The 20219-nt window shown below is 40.0% G+C and carries 17 protein-coding genes, 1 tRNA gene and 2 pseudogenes; 15 read left to right on the top strand and 5 right to left on the bottom strand.

The genetic code is table 11. From position 1 onward, the window contains the following. Positions 1-120: 120 nt before the first annotated feature. The 4 genes from BHE89_RS09910 (at position 121) to fghA (ending at position 2757) form a co-directional block, all read left to right on the top strand. Positions 121-205 (top strand) — tRNA-Leu (locus tag BHE89_RS09910). 239 nt (positions 206-444) lie between these two features. Beyond that, complete coding sequence (locus BHE89_RS09905) at positions 445-738, top strand: metal/formaldehyde-sensitive transcriptional repressor (RefSeq protein WP_128860444.1); 294 nt, start codon at positions 445-447, stop codon at positions 736-738. Positions 739-757: 19 nt separating this feature from the next. Next, complete coding sequence (locus BHE89_RS09900) at positions 758-1870, top strand: S-(hydroxymethyl)glutathione dehydrogenase/class III alcohol dehydrogenase (RefSeq protein WP_069370070.1); 1113 nt, start codon at positions 758-760, stop codon at positions 1868-1870. A gap of 53 nt (positions 1871-1923) precedes the next feature. Continuing rightward, positions 1924-2757: an S-formylglutathione hydrolase gene (gene fghA / locus BHE89_RS09895; RefSeq protein WP_069370069.1), complete on the top strand. Its 834-nt coding sequence runs from the start codon at positions 1924-1926 to the stop codon at positions 2755-2757. 47 nt (positions 2758-2804) lie between these two features. Here fghA and ubiF read toward each other — a convergent pair whose 3' ends face one another. Beyond that, positions 2805-3992 (bottom strand): 3-demethoxyubiquinol 3-hydroxylase, encoded by a 1188-nt coding sequence (gene ubiF, locus BHE89_RS09890; RefSeq protein WP_077885176.1) that lies wholly within the window; start codon positions 3990-3992, stop codon positions 2805-2807. A gap of 205 nt (positions 3993-4197) precedes the next feature. On the opposite strand from ubiF, the gene miaB reads away from it, so the two are divergent. The 6 genes from miaB (at position 4198) to BHE89_RS09860 (ending at position 10340) form a co-directional block, all read left to right on the top strand. Next, complete coding sequence (gene miaB, locus BHE89_RS09885; RefSeq protein ID WP_069370068.1) at positions 4198-5628, top strand: tRNA (N6-isopentenyl adenosine(37)-C2)-methylthiotransferase MiaB; 1431 nt, start codon at positions 4198-4200, stop codon at positions 5626-5628. 28 nt (positions 5629-5656) lie between these two features. Next, on the top strand, positions 5657-6718 hold the full coding sequence (locus BHE89_RS09880; RefSeq protein ID WP_069370067.1) for a PhoH family protein: 1062 nt from the start codon (positions 5657-5659) through the stop codon (positions 6716-6718). Continuing rightward, entirely contained in the window at positions 6711-7178 is a 468-nt protein-coding gene (gene ybeY, locus BHE89_RS09875; protein WP_069370066.1) for an rRNA maturation RNase YbeY, read from the top strand. The genes BHE89_RS09880 and ybeY overlap by 8 nt, the downstream gene beginning before the upstream one ends. Before the next feature lie 71 nt (positions 7179-7249). After that, entirely contained in the window at positions 7250-8131 is an 882-nt protein-coding gene (gene corC, locus BHE89_RS09870) for a CNNM family magnesium/cobalt transport protein CorC (protein ID WP_023581153.1), read from the top strand. Positions 8132-8138: 7 nt separating this feature from the next. Then, positions 8139-9665 (top strand): apolipoprotein N-acyltransferase, encoded by a 1527-nt coding sequence (gene lnt / locus BHE89_RS09865; protein ID WP_069370065.1) that lies wholly within the window; start codon positions 8139-8141, stop codon positions 9663-9665. A 75-nt stretch (positions 9666-9740) separates the two neighbouring features. After that, complete coding sequence (locus tag BHE89_RS09860; RefSeq protein ID WP_286146042.1) at positions 9741-10340, top strand: hypothetical protein; 600 nt, start codon at positions 9741-9743, stop codon at positions 10338-10340. Between the two features lie 93 nt (positions 10341-10433). On the opposite strand, the gene BHE89_RS09855 is transcribed toward BHE89_RS09860, so the two are convergent. The 4 genes from BHE89_RS09855 to BHE89_RS09840 form a co-directional block, all read right to left on the bottom strand. Then, on the bottom strand, positions 10434-10937 hold the full coding sequence (locus BHE89_RS09855) for a protein disulfide oxidoreductase (protein ID WP_069370063.1): 504 nt from the start codon (positions 10935-10937) through the stop codon (positions 10434-10436). After that, a complete protein-coding gene (locus tag BHE89_RS09850; RefSeq protein WP_286146041.1) occupies positions 10937-11614 on the bottom strand; it encodes a DsbA family protein in 678 nt (225 codons plus the stop codon). Before BHE89_RS09850 ends, BHE89_RS09855 begins: the two co-directional genes overlap by 1 nt. Positions 11615-11668: 54 nt before the next feature. Then, positions 11669-13708 carry a protein-disulfide reductase DsbD family protein gene (locus BHE89_RS09845; protein ID WP_069370061.1) on the bottom strand — a complete coding sequence of 680 codons (2040 nt, stop codon included), beginning with the start codon at positions 13706-13708 and terminating at the stop codon, positions 11669-11671. Positions 13709-13792: 84 nt separating this feature from the next. Beyond that, on the bottom strand, positions 13793-14182 hold the full coding sequence (locus BHE89_RS09840; protein WP_069370060.1) for a metal resistance protein: 390 nt from the start codon (positions 14180-14182) through the stop codon (positions 13793-13795). Between the two features lie 366 nt (positions 14183-14548). Between BHE89_RS09840 and BHE89_RS09835 the strand changes: the two are divergent. From BHE89_RS09835 to leuS, 5 genes and pseudogenes are all read left to right on the top strand, one after another. After that, positions 14549-15443 (top strand): annotated as a pseudogene (locus BHE89_RS09835) (glutamate/aspartate ABC transporter substrate-binding protein). A 117-nt stretch (positions 15444-15560) separates the two neighbouring features. After that, positions 15561-16301 carry an amino acid ABC transporter permease gene (locus BHE89_RS09830; RefSeq protein ID WP_069370058.1) on the top strand — a complete coding sequence of 247 codons (741 nt, stop codon included), beginning with the start codon at positions 15561-15563 and terminating at the stop codon, positions 16299-16301. Next, the gene (gene gltK / locus BHE89_RS09825) at positions 16301-16975 is read left to right on the top strand and encodes a glutamate/aspartate ABC transporter permease GltK (protein WP_006537724.1); all 675 of its coding nucleotides are present in this window, start codon (positions 16301-16303) and stop codon (positions 16973-16975) included. Before BHE89_RS09830 ends, gltK begins: the two co-directional genes overlap by 1 nt. After that, positions 16976-17701 (top strand): amino acid ABC transporter ATP-binding protein, encoded by a 726-nt coding sequence (locus BHE89_RS09820; protein WP_069370057.1) that lies wholly within the window; start codon positions 16976-16978, stop codon positions 17699-17701. Between the two features lie 326 nt (positions 17702-18027). Beyond that, positions 18028-20219, top strand: a pseudogene (gene leuS, locus BHE89_RS09815) (leucine--tRNA ligase); the annotation flags it as partial.

Here is a 20219-nt window from a genome sequence, read left to right as displayed (position 1 = left end):
TATCGCCAAGCGGTAAGGCACCAGGTTTTGATCCTGGCATTCCCAGGTTCGAATCCTGGTATCCCAGCCATATTTTGAAAGAGAGACTCGCTGAGCGAGTCTTTTTTTCTCCAAGTTGTTGCGGGAGTGGCGAAATTGGTAGACGCACCAGATTTAGGTTCTGGCGCCGCAAGGTGTGCGAGTTCAAGTCTCGCCTCCCGCACCATTGATTACGAACGTGTTTATCACGAAATCAACAGATAAGACTCGCCATCGCGAGTCTTTTTTTGTTTTTATCTCTTAATATTTTCCCTATCTATTCTCTAAACACCTGTTCTCTCTCTTCATTTCTTATTCTTCCGTTCTCAAAGAGCGACATTTTCCACATTATTATTTTTATTCTCATCACTTTTTGATTGCTCTCTCTGTACATATATTCTACCAAATACTATACTCCCCCATAGTATATTTAAGGATTATGCATGCCACACTCACCAGCAGAAAAAAAAAGCCGCGTTAACTCGCGTAAGAAAAATTAAAGGGCAACTTCTTGCATTAGAAACTGCACTTGAAAATGAAAATGAATGCGGTCAGGTATTACAACAAATTGCCGCCATCAGAGGTGCTATAAACGGTCTGATGGCGGGTGTGCTCGAAAGTCATTTACGTGAAGGTCTTATGGATGCTGTCGCTTCTCCTGAAGATCAAAAAAACTCCGTTGATGATGCCATTTCACTTATCCGCACTTACCTGCGTTAATAACAAAAAAGGATACACCATGAAATCTCGTGCTGCGGTCGCATTTGGGCCAGGAGAACCTTTAAAAATCGTTGAAGTTGATGTGATGCCACCTCAAGCAGGTGAAGTGCTCATTAAAATTAGTCACACAGGTGTTTGCCATACAGACGCATTTACGCTTTCGGGTGATGATCCTGAAGGTGTATTCCCTGCTATTCTTGGTCATGAAGGTGCTGGTGTGGTTGTCGAAATCGGTGAAGGTGTCACCAGTGTTAAACCCGGCGATCACGTTATTCCTCTGTACACTGCAGAATGTGGCGAATGCCTATTCTGTAAATCAGGCAAAACCAACTTATGTGTTGCAGTCAGAGCAACGCAAGGTAAAGGTTTAATGCCCGATGGAACTACACGTTTTTCTTATAACGGACAGCCTATTTATCACTATATGGGATGTTCAACTTTTAGCGAATATACCGTGGTCGCTGAAGTTTCGCTGGCAAAAATCAATCCAGAAGCCAATCACGAAGAAGTCTGCTTATTAGGTTGTGGCGTTACCACAGGTATTGGTGCGGTTCACAATACAGCAAAAGTGCAAGAAGGTGACTCAGTTGCTGTATTTGGTTTAGGCGGTATTGGTCTTGCCGTTCTTCAGGGAGCAAGACAAGCCAAAGCAGGCCGTATTTTTGCTATTGATACAAATCCTGAAAAATTCGCACTAGCACGCCAGTTTGGCGCAACAGATTGCATCAATCCTAATGACTACGATAAGCCCATTCAACAAATCCTTGTTGAAATGACACAATGGGGTGTTGATCATACTTTTGAATGTATTGGTAACGTTAATGTCATGAGAGCGGCATTAGAAAGTGCACATCGTGGCTGGGGTCAATCCATTATTATTGGTGTCGCGGGTGCAGGACAAGAGATCTCCACTCGTCCATTCCAATTAGTGACGGGTCGTTCGTGGAAAGGTACCGCTTTTGGTGGCGTTAAAGGCCGTAGCCAATTACCTGGTATGGTTGAGGATGCAATGAAAGGCACTATCGAACTTAAGCCTTTTGTTACCCATAAACTGCCATTAGAAAAAATTAATGAAGCGTTTGATCTAATGCACGAAGGTAAATCAATCCGAACCGTTATTCATTTCGATTAACCATTCTCAAACCTCTATTTCATAGGTTTGTCTTTGCTTTTAAAGGAGTCAAAATGGAAAGGATTGAACGTCACGCCTGTTTCGGTGGTTGGCAAGAAGTCTATCAACATACATCAAAGTCGTTGAATTGTGAGATGAAATTTGCCATCTATCTTCCTCCTATGGAAGACGAAGGACAAAAATACCCTGTTTTATATTGGTTATCCGGCTTAACCTGTAATGAACAAAATTTTATTACTAAATCAGGTGCTCAGCAATTTGCAGCGCAACATGGCATTATTTTAGTGGTACCCGATACCAGCCCTCGCGGTGAAAATGTCGCTGATGATAGTGCTTATGATTTAGGGCAAGGTGCAGGATTCTACCTCAATGCAACACAATCGCCGTGGAATACTCATTACAATATGTATGATTACATTGTTGATGAACTTCCTACATTAATAGAAATGCATTTTCCTGTGACTCATCAACGTGCTATTAGTGGTCATTCGATGGGAGGGCATGGCGCATTAACAATTGCACTGCGAAATTCAGCACGCTACCGCAGTGTGTCAGCGTTTTCTCCGATCGTGGCACCATCAGTTGTTCCTTGGGGTAAAAAAGCGTTTAGTGCTTATTTAGGCGATGATACGACGCAATGGCAACAATATGATGCAGTGGCATTAATTAACCAAGCAGAAAATGTGTTACCTATACGTATTGATGTTGGACTTGATGATCCTTTTTATCAAGAGCAACTGAAACCTGAATTATTTGCACAAGCTTGTGATACAAAACAATTCCCTTATCAATTGAATTTCCATCAAGGGTACGATCACAGCTACTATTTTGTGGCGAGTTTTATTGGTGAGCATATTGCTTTTCATGCCAAACAGTTAAAAGCATAACGGCAATGCGATGATCTAATATTCAACTCGGATCATCGCATTTCTAATTACTGAATACCTAATGCATAACGTAACGCCGCTTCTTTCACTTTTCCGGCATGTTGAGCAGCTAAAAGCCCGATATTTCTAACGACTTTCAAACCTGGTAATTGGCGGCTAAAGGCGTGATAAAATACGTCCATACCCGCTTGCATGATTAAATTATCAGGCATACGACGACGCTGATATTTCTTCAATAACGCCATTGAATCCCAAGGTTCAAAATGTTTTTTCGCTTCAGCCACTAAGTCTAAGAAACAATCCACATCACGGTACCCTAAATTAACACCTTGTCCCGCTAATGGATTGATCGTGTGAGCCGCATCTCCCAGCAAAATAACGCCTTTATCAACATAACGACTTGCATGCTGACGCGTTAATGGGAATGAACCAGCGGCAATAGGTGTTGCTTTACCTAATCGCTCAGGAAAAGCATGTTGAATTTCTTTTTCTAGCTGTGTCATCGACATATTTTGCAGTTTTCTAATTCGGTCTGGTGAGTCATACCAAACTAAACAAGCCCAATGATCAAAAAGAGGTAAATAAGCACGAGGTCCTGAAGGGTAAAACCGTTGCCATGTCCCCTTTTCAGGTGGTAACGCTGTTTTCACCGTGATCAGCATACAAGATTGACGATATTGCCAGCCATTGCTACCAATACCCGCAAATTGGCGCACTTGAGAATTCGCACCATCCGCACCTACCACTAAATTGGTGGTCACTTCACTACCATCAGAAAGTGTTACTTTCCATTTATCCTCTAAATAAGTCATTTTACTTAGACTATTTGGACATAATAAAGTGATATTGCTATAACGTTCAGCCTCTTTCCAAAGTGCTAATTGCAAAATTCGGTTTTCAACCATATAGCCTAATTCAGGTAAACCTAAGCTTTTAGCATCAAAAACTACATGGGCATTTTCTTCTTCCCATGTTTCTAAGGTAAGATAAGGTGCAGAACGCATCGCTAAAACATGTTGCCATGCACCTAATTGTTTTAATAGACTAACGGACGCACAACTAATCGCAGAAATACGGATATCAGGATGAGATGACGCATCAAAAGGTGCTGGAGACTGTCGTTCAATCATTGCAACACGCAATCCTTCTTGCGCCAGTCCAATTGCAACAGCAGCGCCAATCATTCCGCCACCTGCGATAATTGCATCAAAATTGTTTTTTACATTACTCATCATTGTTATGCCATAACTCATTACTTTAAATAATAGGTAAGCGCTGTTTCAATTTATTTCTATTAAACTAAACGCCATAGATAATTAGCGCCGACTTGCTCTAGTCACTGACCACACAAATGACTACAATAACCGCCTTATTGGCTTATTACACGCAACGTTTTCCAATGATTAGCTATTGTCTCACTGAAAATACCGGATTTACACAATGTCGACGATAAAAAAACTGTACATTAAAACTTGGGGCTGTCAGATGAATGAGTACGATTCATCCAAAATGGCAGACCTACTCGAAAGCACCCACGGTTATCAGTTAACCGATGTCGCCGAAGATGCGGACATTCTACTGCTAAATACCTGTTCTATCCGTGAGAAAGCACAAGAAAAAGTCTTTCATCAATTAGGACGTTGGAAATATTTTAAAGATAATAAACCCGATATTATCATTGGCGTCGGCGGTTGTGTTGCCTCTCAAGAAGGTGAGTACATCCGTCAACGTGCGCAGTGTGTCGATATTATCTTCGGACCACAAACTTTACACCGTTTACCTGAAATGATTAATCAGGTTAAAGGGACGAAAAGCCCCGTTGTCGATATCAGCTTCCCTGAAATCGAAAAATTTGACCGTTTACCAGAGCCTCGTGCCGAAGGTCCTTCAGCGTTTGTCTCTATAATGGAAGGCTGTAACAAATACTGCTCTTTCTGTGTCGTTCCTTACACACGTGGTGAAGAAGTTAGCCGTCCTTGTGATGATGTACTATTTGAAATTGCTCAATTAGCTGCACAAGGCGTGCGCGAAGTCAACTTGTTAGGTCAAAATGTTAATGCCTATCGTGGCGCTACTTTTGATGGTCAAATTTGTAGTTTTGCAGAATTAATTCGCTTAGTCGCCGCAATTGATGGCATTGACCGTGTTCGCTTTACAACCAGCCACCCTATCGAATTTACTGACGATATTATTGCCGTCTATGAAGATACACCAGAATTAGTCAGCTATTTGCACTTACCTGTGCAAAGTGGCTCTGACCGCATTCTAACATTGATGAAGCGTAACCATACTGCACTTGAATATAAGAGCATCATTCGCAAACTACGCAAAGCACGTCCTGATATTCTGATAAGCTCAGACTTTATCATCGGTTTCCCTGGTGAAACCCAAGACGACTTTGAAAAAACGATGCAATTAATTGCGGATGTTAATTTTGATATGAGCTTTAGTTTCATCTATTCAGCACGTCCGGGCACACCTGCTGCTGATTTACCTGATGACGTCAGTGAAGATGAGAAGAAACAACGTTTATATCTGCTACAACAACGTATCAATCAACAAGCGATGAACTTTAGCCGTGCAATGTTAAACACTGTACAACGTATTCTCGTCGAAGGACCTTCACGTAAAAATGTGATGGAACTTTCTGGTCGTACTGAAAATAACCGTGTGGTTAACTTCGAAGGTACACCGGATATGATTGGTAAGTTCGTTGATGTTGAGATTGTTGACGTTTATGCCAACTCACTGCGTGGTAAAGTCGTTAGAACGGAAGATGAAATGGATTTACGTATTCACGAATCTCCAGAATCCGTTATTGCACGTACACGTAAAGAAGATGAATTAGGGGTAGGTGTCTACCAACCTTAATTGATCAGATTGAACAAAAGGATAATCAGTGACAGTAATAGCACATACACAGGTAGCGACCCAAGAAATTTTCTTAGAGCCAGCTGACAATGCCCGTTTAATGAGCCTATGTGGTCCATTTGACGATAATATTAAGCAACTTGAGCGCCGTTTAGGTATCGAGATTAATCATCGTGATAACCGTTTTAAACTCACGGGGAAATCATTGTGTGTCAATGCAGCCGCAGGAATTTTACGTCGCCTGTATGTGGAAACCTCGCCCATTAAAGGCGTGATCCCCGATATCGACCCTGAACAAATTCACCTTGCAATCAAAGAAAGCCGTGTGCTTGAGCAAAGTGATGAGCATGTTCCTGAATTTGGAAAATCAACCAATATTCGAACTAAGCGAGGTGTGATAAAACCTCGTACACCGAATCAGGCACAATATATTGCCAATATCCAGACCCATGATATTACTTTTGGTATTGGCCCTGCGGGTACAGGGAAAACATATTTGGCCGTTGCTGCCGCTGTTGATGCCCTAGAACGTCAAGAAGTGCGTCGTATTTTATTAACGCGTCCAGCCGTTGAAGCAGGTGAAAAACTGGGTTTTTTACCCGGCGATTTAAGCCAAAAAGTCGATCCCTATTTACGACCACTTTATGATGCGTTATTTGAGATGTTAGGTTTTGAAAAAGTTGAGAAACTTATAGAGCGTAATGTCATTGAAGTTGCACCTCTCGCCTATATGCGTGGACGCACATTAAATGACGCTTTTATCATTCTTGACGAAAGCCAAAACACCACCATTGAACAGATGAAAATGTTCTTAACACGTATTGGTTTTAACTCTAAAGCGGTTGTTACTGGGGATATTACCCAAATTGACCTGCCAAGAGGTAACAAATCAGGCTTACGTCATGCTATTGAAGTTTTATCTGATGTAAATGACTTAAGTTTTAACTTTTTCCACAGTGAAGACGTGGTTCGCCATCCTGTGGTTGCTAAAATTGTTATCGCCTATGAAGCTTGGGAAACGGAAGATCAAAAACGCCGCCAAGCTATCAAAGCAGAAAAAGAGAAGCTTCAGAGAGAAAATCATGAGTGAAGTTATCCTTGATTTACAAGTCGCCAGTGAAAATGCGCAAGGGCTTCCTACTGAAGCCCAATTTATGACATGGTTAGAAGCGGTATTACCGCAATTTCAACCTGTAAGTGAAGTGACTATTCGTATTGTTGATGAAGCAGAGAGTCACGAACTGAATCTCACTTATCGTGGAAAAGACAAACCGACTAACGTGCTTTCTTTTCCCTTTGAGGCACCGCCTGAAATAGCGTTGCCGTTATTAGGTGATTTAATTATTTGCCGCCAAGTGGTAGAAAAAGAAGCCGTTGAGCAAAGTAAAACTGTTGAAGAGCATTGGGCACACATGGTTATTCATGGATGTCTGCATCTTTTAGGCTATGATCATATTGAAGATGATGAAGCCGAAGAAATGGAAGGTTTAGAGACAGAAATCTTACAAAATTTAGGTTATGCAGATCCCTATTTAATTGAAAAAGAGTAACAGTTCTCTTATTTTTATGATAAATATTATATCTAATTAACCATTCAATGAGGAAAAATAGTTAAAACGCCATGAGCGACGACCAATCTTCGAGTAACGATAACCCTGGTCCTAAGAAAGGGTTTCTCACACTGCTTAATCAGTGGTTCCACGGTGAACCTAAAAACCGTGATGATCTGATGGAGCTTATCCGCGATTCTGAACAGAAAGAATTAATTGATCCTGACACCCGCGACATGCTTGAAGGGGTAATGGATATTGCTGAACAACGTGTCCGAGATATCATGATCCCTCGGTCACAGATTGTCACACTAAAACGCAATCAAACCCTTGATGAATGTTTAGATGTGATCATTGATTCAGCACATTCCCGTTTCCCAGTCATTAGCGAGGACAAAGATCATATTGAAGGCTTATTAATGGCAAAAGATCTCCTGCCATTTATGCGTACTGACGCAGAGCCATTTAGTATGGATAAAGTCTTACGCTCTGCTGTTGTTGTGCCTGAAAGCAAACGGGTTGATCGCCTATTAAAAGAGTTCCGCTCTCAACGCTATCATATGGCGATTGTGATTGATGAATTCGGCGGTGTCTCTGGGCTTGTCACAATTGAAGATATTCTTGAACTTATCGTAGGCGAAATTGAAGATGAGTATGATGATGAGGATGATATTGATATTCGTCCGTTAAGTCGTCACGCTTACTCAGTTCGAGCTTTAACCCAGATAGAAGATTTCAATGAAGCGTTCGGTACACATTTCAGCGATGAAGAAGTTGATACGATTGGCGGTTTAGTTATGCAAGCCTTTGGTCATCTTCCTGCGCGTGGTGAAACTATTACTATTGATAATTACCAATTTAAAGTTGTTATGGCAGATAGCCGTAAGATCATTCAGGTTTATGTGCATATCCCCGATGATGCACCAATCCCTGAACTCGGTAATGATGCATAGGATATCAATGAATAAGATCTCTTTCTTAAACCGCCAGTGGGTTCGCGCCCTTCTGGCGGTTTTTTTCGGTGCTATTGGCACATTAGCATTTTCGCCATTTGATTTTTGGCCTGCGGCGTTAATTTCATTACTTGGTTTATTACTAATAATCACTCATCGCACAACACGTCAAGGGGCATTCCTTGGTTTTGCGTGGGGATTTGGATTATTTGGTAGCGGAGTAAATTGGGTTTACGTCAGTATCGCTGATTTTGGTGGTATGCCATTTGCGATAAATATTTTTTTAGTGATTTTATTAGCACTCTATTTATCACTCTACACACTGTTATTTGCTGGATTACTGAATAAATTTTTCCCCAAACCAACACTCTGGCGATTTATATTCGCAGCACCTGCACTATGGCAAATCACTGAGTTTTTAAGGGGTTGGGTATTATCAGGCTTTCCATGGTTACAATTTGGTTATAGTCAGATTGATGGACCATTAAAAGGTATTGCACCTATTTTTGGTGTCACCATGATAACACTGCTCTTAACCGTTATTAGTGGTTTAATTGCCTTTACAATCTATCGTAAATCAATTTACAGCCTTGTGGCTGCGCTACTTTTATTAGTATTACCTATCAGCTTTAAGTCCTATCAGTGGTATCAACCTCTGCCTGATGAAACGCAAGAAATTGCATTAATCCAAGGGAATATTGCACAATCTTTAAAATGGGAACCGGGTACATTAGAGAGTACATTAAAAACCTATCTCACCTTAAGTCGCCCTTTTATGGGTAATGCAAATCTCATTATTTGGCCTGAATCAGCGATCCCCGATATTGAAATTCAACAACAAAACTTTTTAGCTGAATTAGATAAACAATTAAGAGAGCAAGATACTCATTTAATGACGGGAATTATTGATGCCCGCCCAACATTAGAAGGTTATCGCTTTTACAATAGTGTCATCACATTAGGTGAACACTATGCTTATCAATACCCAGCGACAGATCGCTATAACAAACATCACTTGGTTCCTTTTGGTGAATATGTACCATTAGAATCACTATTACGCCCACTTGCCCCTTTCTTTAATTTACCAATGTCATCATTGAGCCAAGGGGAATATGTTCAGCCTCAGCTTACAGTCAATGATGCCAAAATAACCGCCGCTATTTGCTACGAAATTATTTTAGGAGAACAAGTCCGTGCTAATTTTAAACCTGATACACGGTTCTTATTAACAATTTCTAATGATGCGTGGTTTGGTAATTCAATTGGTCCTTGGCAACATTTCCAAATGGCAAGAATGCGTTCTCTTGAGTTAGGAAGACCGCTATTACGCTCGACAAATAATGGTATTACTGCATTTATTGCTGCCAACGGTGATGTTATTTCTCAACTTCCTCAATTTGAAGAAGGTGCTTTAGCAGAAAAAATCACACCAACAACTGGGTTAACCCCTTATTATAAGTGGGGTAATACACCATTATGGATAATAGTTGGATTATTTTTTATCATTGCCTTTATTAAACGTCATAATGCATAATTAAGAGGAATAAAGCTCAACCCTATTAAGTTAATATTAATTAAGTTGGGCTTTTTCTTATATGAGGGCTTTAAAATGGCGCATTATCCTGAACATATTCTTGATATTATTTGGCAAAGAGCTAAAGAAATATCAACAGATAATGAAACCAAAGGATTTCGTAAAGATAAAAAAAACAAATGGATCCAACGCAGCATGTTCAATCAACAACATGAATTTGGCTGGGTATTATCACAAAAACCAACGTCAATTGCTCAACTGATTGAAGATAAAACTATTATACCTGTGCATTGGAAAACAGCGATTACCGATCAACAAAAACAAGACGCTGAGTCAAAACGCGTTAATGTCACTCTACTTGAACCACCAGCACTCTCCCAATTAATTCAGTCATCAGAAAATATTCAATCTTATTGGCAATATGCCCATAAAATTTCTAGTGATAATGAAGAAAAAGGATTTCGTAAAGATTATTACGGATATGTTATTCAGCAAAATGCGTTTGGAGATAAACAGCATCAATATGGTTGGACATTAGCTCAATTAACCCCTGCTAATAAAAATAATCAAATCGTTATTCCTATTAATATTGTGCCAATACATATTAATACAGCCAAACGCATTGCTGATGAAAAAGCATTAGTTACCCAAAATACGGAAGAAAAAAAAAATTGAACGCAGACGTGAAAATATTATTTATGAAATAATCTATTTCATAGCAAGTTTACCTGGTCTTATTTTTTCTTTACTTAAATTTTGATAACTCGTTTAGATAGAAGCCCACCATAAACGTAGTTTTAATCCCCACGAAGATGACCAACCGCTCGTAAATCCTACCATTTCCCCTTTATAAATAATAACAAATGAAGGTGTTGCACTAATTTCCCACTGCTGAGAAATATCCCCCCGACTATCATTTATTACAGGAAAGCGCAGCCCTTTAGACTGAATACCGCGCTCTAACTTCGCATTATCACCAGAACGGATCGCAACAGATGTCACGTTATAACCCTCTTGCGCTAACGAATTTACCGCGGGTGTTGTTAGTTTACAAATCCCACACCACGTTGCCCAAAAATAGATTAATAAAGGCTTCTCAGCACTCAATTCAGCTAAAGAAACAACTTTATTATCAACAGTATAAAGCTCAGGTAAGTTTGTTAAAGATGGTGGCGTAGGTTGTCGCCACCAATCTATCGCAAAAGTAGCTACAACGAAAATGACTACCAGAACAATCAGTTCTTTACTCCATTTTCGTAAGCGACTACGCATTATTTTTTCACTTTAGCCAATTGCTCTTTCACAATTACCTCTAACTGAGCGTAATCAACGGCACCAGGAATAACCATATCACCAACAATAGTTGCTGGTGTACCTTGGATACCTAACTTACGAGACAGATCTAAGTTATTTTGTAACACTTTTAAACTTTCATCCGTTAATTTCACTTTGCTTGTATTCGTTGTTTTCATTGCATCATCAATACTTGCATTATCTAGCATTGTTTTCTTCTGCATTAAACGTTGATGTAATGCTAAGAATGCTTTCGGATCTTCTTTCCAAACTGAAAGAACAGCTTGAGACGCTTTTGCAGAACTTTCGCCTTTAAATGGCAGTGGTTTAATAACTACAGCAATTTCAGGATAATCTTTTGTGATTTGTTCTAATAATGGGTCGAAACGCTTGCAATAAGGGCAGTTATAATCAGTAAAAGAAACGAGCACTAACTTCGCGTCTTTTGCACCAATACGCGGACTTGCTGCATCGTTATATAATGCGTCATGCTCTGCACTTAATGCAGTACGGAATTGAGCTTGTTGCTCATCTGCTTTTTGAGTTTGTAATGCAGTGATCGCTTCTTCCAAGATTTCTGGATTTTTGATTAACGTATCACGAACCAGCGCCCGAACTTCTTTTTCTTGATCAGCGCTTAATGCCGCAGCGTGCACATTTGCACCAAAAAGTAACGAAGAGATAACCAGTGCAGAAAGTGTTTTTTTTCATTATTGGGCTCCTTTAGCCTCAGAAAGAACTGTCAATGTTGAATCTTTATTTAAAATAGGGGGTAAAACCACGCCATCTTTATGGCCTGGTCCATAAACTTGATTAAAAGGTACTGCAACTTGACCACGTTGTTTTAAAAACAGAGTGATCTTATCAGAGGGTTTGGTCCAATCTCCTCTTAATGCGACAACATCTGGCGCTGAAAGTGCTGCCTGGATCTCATCTCGCAATAATACATTGTATTTATTTGCTTTGCAGGTTACACACCAATCTGCTGTGACATCAACGAATACGCGTTTATTATCTGCTAATGCTTGGTGTATCGCTTCTTCTGATAAAGGCTGCCAATCTATCGAATCTTGACCTGCAAGTGTTTGGCTTGCGGGTTGTTCCACAAATAGATAGGTACTTCCCGCTAAAAAGAGGGCAATAATAGCCGAAATAAATACCGTTTTTTTGCCATAATGCCGTGCAATTGCTAACAATAAAAGCAAAGCAATCACACCAAAAATAGCCATAACGATTGGCATTCCTAAATGTGGAATAAGTAATGTAATTAACCAAATACTGGATAACAACATCATAAAACCTAAAACCACTCTTAGGCGATTCATCCATTTACCGGGTTTAGGTAGTGCTTTGGCGATAGATGGGAAAATGGCGACCAAAATCCAAGGCAAACTCATTCCAATCCCTAGAGCGGTAAAAATAAGCCAGAGTTCATTTAAAGGCGCAATCAGTGCATAAGCCACTGCGGTTCCTAAAAATGGCGCAGAACAAGGTGTTGCGAGTAAAGTTGCAAATGCACCTTCCCAAAAGTGTCGGCTATATCCTTGTCCACCCGCGGTTGCCATTTTGGTATTCATATTACTACTTAATCGCAATTCAAATAATCCAAATAGATTTGCAGTAAAAATAGCGGTAACTAATACCATAAAACCAATAAACCAAGGGCTTTGGAATTGAATTCCCCATCCTAAAGCTTCTTGGCTATAACGTAAGCCTGTCATAAACAGAGCTAACGCCCAAAATGAGACTAAAATACCCAAAACAGAAACAGAGAACTGTTTGCGAATAACCTTCTTATCACGATTTTCAAGATGTAAGATTGATCCCATCTTCATCGCAAGTACGGGTAATACGCAGGGCATCAAATTCAAAATTAAGCCCCCCAAGAGTGCAAAAGCAAGAATACTCCAAAGCCCGATACCTGAATTAGACGGTGGCGTAAGTTCCCCTTTTCCATGCCCTATTGTGTCATTAACTTGACGAGAAGAGTCTTGGTCAGTAATAACAAAAGAAAGCATTTTGCCTGAGATATCACCAGCAGCATCGCCCCAATCATCTGTCACATCAACTGTAACAAATAGGTTTTTATCTTGGTGATTTAATTTTGGAATGCCGTAAAGCATACCTTCAGGGGGATCAAGATATATATTAGGATTAACCCAAGCACCTTGTTCTTTTTGTAAAGAGATAGTGAGTTGGCTATTGTTATAACCAGAAGAAACTGATGATATTAATCCTGTTCCAACAGGAATTTTGGACATTGCCTGATTATATTGCCATTCAAAATCTGCAGGCACTGGCTCAGTAAGATCTAAATCTAAAGTGTAGTCAGTCAGAATACAGACATTACTGCATGTTGATAAAGTTAGTACACCCATTAAACGATCAGTATGAACAGCTGATAACTCAATGGGAAAAACAACTTGTTTATCATAACCTTGAGTATGAATACCTGCTACATCAAATGCTGAAGGCGAAGGCCAATGCCAAGTCATTGCCCCCACATCTTGCGACCAATTAATTTCAGGAGCAACCCCACCTTCTCCTGGAGAACGCCAATACGTTTTCCATCCAGACTCAAGCTGTACTTCGAGTAAAACTTTCACGTCACCGGCTGGGGATTTTTGTGCTATCGCCCTAACTTTTGCATGAGAATTATCAGGCGTGGTTAACCAGCCTGTATCAGCGGCTTGAGAAGTAGATAAAGTAAATAGCGTTAATATCAACGCCATAATAAAAGAACGAAACATAACAACTCCCTAAAAATTCCTACAACGCTACACATAGAGCCTCGTCCAAAATAGACGTGCAATCTTTTAGCTAAAAGGAAATTTCTAATCCCTCAAAATACAATAATGAAGGTGAAGTCTGATTGGGGGAGGTGGATGATGATGTTTTTTCTGATTCCGCTGACGCGAAACATAGATAGCAGCCATGCTTAACAATAGCAATACAGCCCATGAATGGAAAAATGGCTCTATTGTTAGAGGAGGAACCGATAATAATGATTTGGCGCTTAACTCACAGGTAGACAACGAATAAATATGCTCGGTTCCGCTCTTTTCATCAGCAGTGGATGTTGATAGAGGGTATTGAGTTTGAGCAACAGCCGTTGCTAAGCGCTCACTAATAATGTGAGCACCCAATGAACGCTGAACAATGCAACACAAGATCAGCAAAACAGTTATCAACACTAGCCAGCGACCTGACCGCCAATTACTCATAGATGTTCCTCATCAATATGACCCGTTATCTTAGCGGTAATCCACAGACAAACAACTCCTTAAGACAAACTTTACAAATCCCTACTTAGTTTATTTTTCGCCTTATCTCAAATTCTCATCTTTAACCTTTCTTTTTATGAGGTTTCTACTACAATTCTTTTAAATATTGAAAACAACTTCCAAAAAAATAATCAACTATATTTGATTTGATTCTTTTATTGAGAGATACCTCTCGTATTTCACAAATTACACTTCCCAACAGTATGTTATTTGTTCTATTTATTAACATTACCAAAACAAATTAAAACAAAAAAGCAACATAAAGCAAAAACACAAATATCACTTATCACCACGACAGGAGTTATTATGCGCATGCGTAAACTAGCATTATCATTAATGATCTTAGGGGCTGCTGCCGCTGTGCAGGCAGAAGAACTCACTGGAACCTTAAAAAAAAATCAATGACAACGATATAATCATTGTTGGACACAGAGAATCCTCTGTTCCTTTCTCTTACTATGATAATCAACAGAAAGTGGTTGGCTATTCTCAAGACTATTCCAACTTAATTGTGCAGGCTGTAAAAGACAAAATAGGCAAACCAAATTTACAAGTTCGCCTCATACCTATTACTTCTCAGAATCGTATTCCATTATTACAAAATGGCACATTTGATTTTGAGTGCGGTTCAACAACCAATAATGAAGCTCGTCAGCAACAAGCGAGCTTCTCTAATACTATTTTCATTGTAGGTACCCGTTTACTGACGAAAAAAGACAGTGGAATTAAAGATTTTGCCGACCTGTCTGGTAAAAATGTTGTCGTAACATCAGGTACAACATCTGAAATGTTACTCAACAAATTAAATGATGAGAAAAAAATGAATATGCGCATTATCAGCGCAAAAGATCATGGCGACTCATTCCGAACACTTGAATCAGGCCGTGCTGTTGCCTTTATGATGGATGACGCATTATTAGCTGGTGAACGCGCTAAAGCGAAAAAACCGGGTGAGTGGGAAATTGTAGGAACCCCACAATCTGAAGAAGCTTATGGTTGTATGTTGCGTAAAGATGACGCTCAATTCAAAGCGTTAATTGATGAAACTATCGCTAAAGCACAAAAAACAGGTGAAGCGGAAAAATCATTTAATCGCTGGTTTAATGCCCCCATCCCACCTAAAAATCTTAACTTAGAATTCACCATCTCTGATGAAATGAAAGCATTATTTGCATCACCAAATGATAAGGCATTGAATTAAAAGCACATAACAAGTTGATGCAAAAATAAATAATTATAAAGTATCTGTTGGACAGACAGATCAGTAAAGTTTGGGGCAGCCGTTCCCTGCCCCTCTTTTTTCACCGGAGGTGAAATCATGTCGATTGATTGGGATTGGGGGATATTCTTCCAAGAAGCCCCTTTCGGAAACACCACATACTTAGGATGGCTGATTTCTGGCTTCCAAGTCACTATCGCCTTATCTTTATGCGCTTGGGTTATTGCCTTTCTTGTCGGTTCTTTATTCGGAATTTTACGTACTGTACCTAATCGCTGGCTCTCAAGCTTAGGCACTGTTTATGTTGAGTTATTCCGTAACGTGCCACTGATTGTTCAATTCTTTACGTGGTATCTCGTTATTCCTGAATTATTACCTCAATCTATTGGCGACTGGTTTAAAATGGACTTAGCGCCAAATGTGCAATTTTTTGTCTCATCAGCACTCTGCTTAGGTTTATTTACCGCCGCGCGTATGTGTGAACAAGTTAGAGCTGCAATAAACTCATTACCCCGTGGTCAAAAAGCCGCAGGCTTAGCGCTGGGCTTAACTTTACCTCAAACTTATCGTTATGTTTTATTACCCAATGCATACCGAGTCATTATTCCGCCAATGACCTCCGAAATGCTCAATCTCGTGAAAAACTCAGCGATTGCCTCTACTATCGGACTTATTGATATGGCAGCTCAAGCGAATAAGCTTCTCGACTATTCAGCAAAAGCGTATGAGTCATTCACAGCAATCACACTGGCCTATGTATTTATCAACGTCATCATTATGTTAATAATGCATTGGCTTGAAAAACGCGTTCGTTTACCTGGCACAACAGGAGGTCAATAATGTACGAATTTGACTGGAGTTCTGTTGTTCCAAGCCTACCCTTCTTAGTCGATGGAATGGCTATCACACTAAAAATTACTATCACCGCTATTGTGGTTGGTATTTTATGGGGAACGGTGCTTGCCGTTATGCGCCTATCTACCTTTAAACCTATTAGCTGGTTTGCAGCTGCTTATGTTAATACCTTCCGTTCTATCCCATTAGTCATGGTATTGCTGTGGTTTTATTTAATTGTGCCTAACATATTACAAAATGTTCTAGGGCTTTCACCGAAAAGTGATATCCGTTTAATTTCAGCAATGATAGCGTTCTCTTTATTTGAAGCAGCCTATTACTCTGAAATTATAAGAGCAGGTATTCAAAGTGTTAGCAAAGGGCAATTTTCAGCCTCACTCGCGTTAGGTATGACTAAATCACAAACAATGCGTTTAGTGATCCTACCTCAAGCCTTTAGAGCCATGATCCCGCTTTTACTAACTCAAGGAATTGTATTATTTCAAGATACATCCTTAGTTTACGTTTTAAGTCTTACTGACTTTTTCAGAACAGCGGCAAATATTGGCGAACGAGATGGTACACAAGTTGAGATGATCCTCTTTGCTGGTTTTGTTTATTTTGTCATTAGTTTCGCAGCTTCAATGTTAGTGAACTTTCTTAAAAAAAGGACTACTTAGATGATTTCCCTAAAAAACGTATCCAAATGGTATGGTCAGTTTCAAGTACTGACTGAATGTTCCACTGAAGTTAAAAAGGGGGAAGTTGTTGTTGTCTGTGGACCTTCTGGATCGGGTAAATCCACACTGATCAAAACAGTGAATGGCTTAGAGCCTATACAACAAGGCGAAATCCTTGTTAATGAAATAAAAGTCAATGACAAACATACTGATCTTGCTAAATTACGCGCAAAAGTAGGTATGGTATTCCAACATTTTGAACTTTTCCCTCACCTCTCTATTATTGAAAACCTGACACTGGCACAAGTTAAAGTGCTTAATAGAGAAAAAGAGGCTGCAAAAGAGAAAGGATTAAAGCTATTAGAGCGAGTGGGATTAGCCAGTCATGCTAATAAATATCCAACTCAGCTTTCTGGTGGTCAACAACAACGTGTTGCCATTGCTCGCGCATTATGTATGGATCCAATTGCAATGTTATTTGATGAACCGACATCAGCACTTGATCCTGAAATGATTAATGAAGTGCTTGATGTCATGGTAGAGCTTGCAAATGAAGGTATGACGATGATGGTAGTAACCCATGAGATGGGTTTTGCGAAAAAAGTTGCTGACCGTATTATTTTTATGGATGAAGGTCGAATTGTGGAAGATAGACCTAAAAATGACTTTTTTGATAATCCAAAATCAGCGCGAGCAAAAGACTTCCTCGCTAAAATTCTGCATTAATCCTCACATCTCCTCTGCTAGCGTGCTTTTTTAGCACGCTAGCCCCAAATAATAATTTCGATTAATATCGCAATTAAATATCAAGTAATTTTATTTTCTCGCAATATCACTATTATTTTTTGAGAAAATACGCATTTATTGTCTTTTTGTTTTAACGCTTTCCAAGATATCTCTTCATTGTCTTGAAAAAGTTATGCAAACAGTGACTTTCATTGAGATCAATAGTTGTGGCTATTAGACAAAATCAGCTATGCTATGCAAGTCTTAATTTCATAATAGCGGTTACCCTCCGGTAGCCATTAATTCACCATAGGATTATCGGTGCCATGCAAGAACAATATCGTCCCGAAGATATAGAGCAAACTATCCAGGAACACTGGGAAAAGAACAATACATTTAAAGTGACAGAAGATAATAACAAAGAAAAATATTACTGCCTGTCAATGCTACCTTATCCTTCTGGCCGACTACACATGGGACACGTCCGTAACTACACCATTGGTGACGTGATTTCCCGTTATCAACGTATGCTAGGTAAAAACGTCTTACAGCCTATCGGTTGGGATGCATTTGGTTTACCCGCAGAAGGTGCCGCAGTAAAAAATAACACAGCCCCAGCACCATGGACTTACGAAAATATCAATTATATGAAAAACCAGTTAAAAAAACTGGGTTTTGGTTACGATTGGGATCGTGAAGTCACTACCTGTACACCTGAATATTATCGCTGGGAGCAGTGGTTCTTCACTAAGTTATATGAAAAAGGCTTAGTTTATAAAAAAAACCTCTGCCGTTAACTGGTGCCCACACGACTTAACTGTTTTAGCCAACGAACAAGTTATCGATGGCTGTTGCTGGCGCTGTGATACCCCTGTTGAGCGTAAAGAAATTCCACAGTGGTTTATCAAAATTACTGAATATGCAGAAGAGCTGTTAAACGATTTAGATACGTTAGACGAGTGGCCTGAACAAGTTAAGACCATGCAACGTAACTGGATTGGTCGCTCAGAAGGTGTCGAAATTAAATTTGATGTAGCTGACAGCGACGACACTATGACCGTCTATACAACGCGTCCTGATACCTTTATGGGTGTCACTTATGTTGCCGTTGCAGCAGGTCACCCATTAGCGCAAAAAGCAGCTCAAAATAATCCTGAAGTTCAACACTTCATTGATGAATGCCGCAACATGAAGATGGCAGAAGCCGATATGGCAACAATGGAGAAAAAAGGGATTGCAACAGGTCTTTATGCTATTCATCCATTAACAAAAGAGAAAATCGCTATTTGGGTTGCTAACTTTGTATTAATGGAATACGGCACAGGAGCTGTCATGGCAGTACCAGGTCATGATGAACGTGACTGGGAATTCGCAACCAAATATAACTTACCTATTAAAGCCGTTATTGCTGATGCTGAAGGTAATCAACCTGACTTATCTGAAGGTGCATTAACCGAGAAAAATAGCCTGATCAACTCTGGTGAATTCTCTGGTTTAGATAACCAAGCTGGCTTTAATGCTATTGCAGATAAACTGGCACAAATGGGTATTGGTGAACGCAAAGTTAACTACCGTTTACGTGACTGGGGTGTTTCTCGTCAACGTTACTGGGGTGCGCCAATTCCAATGGCTACCTTAGAAGACGGCACTGTTGTTCCTGTTCCTGAAGATCAATTGCCTGTTATCCTGCCAGAAGATGTGAAAATGGACGGGATCACCAGCCCAATCAAAGCCGATCCTGAGTGGGCAAAAACCACTATCAATGGTCAGCCTGCGCTGCGCGAAACAGATACTTTTGACACCTTTATGGAATCTTCTTGGTATTATGCTCGTTATACCTGCCCTGATTACGATAAAGGCATGTTAGATCCGAAAGCTGCTAACTATTGGTTACCCGTTGACTGGTATATTGGTGGTATTGAACACGCCATCATGCACTTAATGTATTTCCGCTTTTTCCATAAACTGATGCGTGATGCTGGTTTAGTAAACTCGGATGAACCTGCTAAACGCTTACTGTGCCAAGGCATGGTATTAGCAGATGCGTTCTATTACACCGGTGAAGATGGTGCTCGTCATTGGGTATCTCCTGCTGAAGCTATTGTTGAACGTGATGAGAAAAACCGCATCATAAAAGCCACTGACAGTGAAGGCCATGAACTGACTTATGCTGGCATGAGCAAAATGTCTAAATCTAAAAATAACGGTATCGACCCACAAACTATGGTTGAACGTTATGGTGCCGATACTGTTCGTTTATTTATGATGTTTGCTGCGCCACCAGAATTAACGCTGGAATGGCAGGAATCTAGTGTTGAAGGTGCAAACCGTTTTTTACGTCGTTTATGGCGTTTAGTTCACGAGCACACTCAAAAAGGCGCGACACAGCCTCTTGATCTTTCAGCACTGACAGAAGCACAAAAAGATTTACGTCGCGACTTACATAAAACGATTGCGAAAGTATCAGATGACCTAGGTCGTCGTTTAGCCTTTAACACCGCGATTGCGGCCATTATGG

The sequence above is a fragment of the Shigella sp. FC1967 genome (genome assembly GCF_001743005.1).
Lineage (GTDB): Bacteria > Pseudomonadota > Gammaproteobacteria > Enterobacterales > Enterobacteriaceae > Proteus.
Note: the sequence above shows the minus strand (reverse complement) of the source record. Positions and strands in the feature narration are given on the sequence as shown.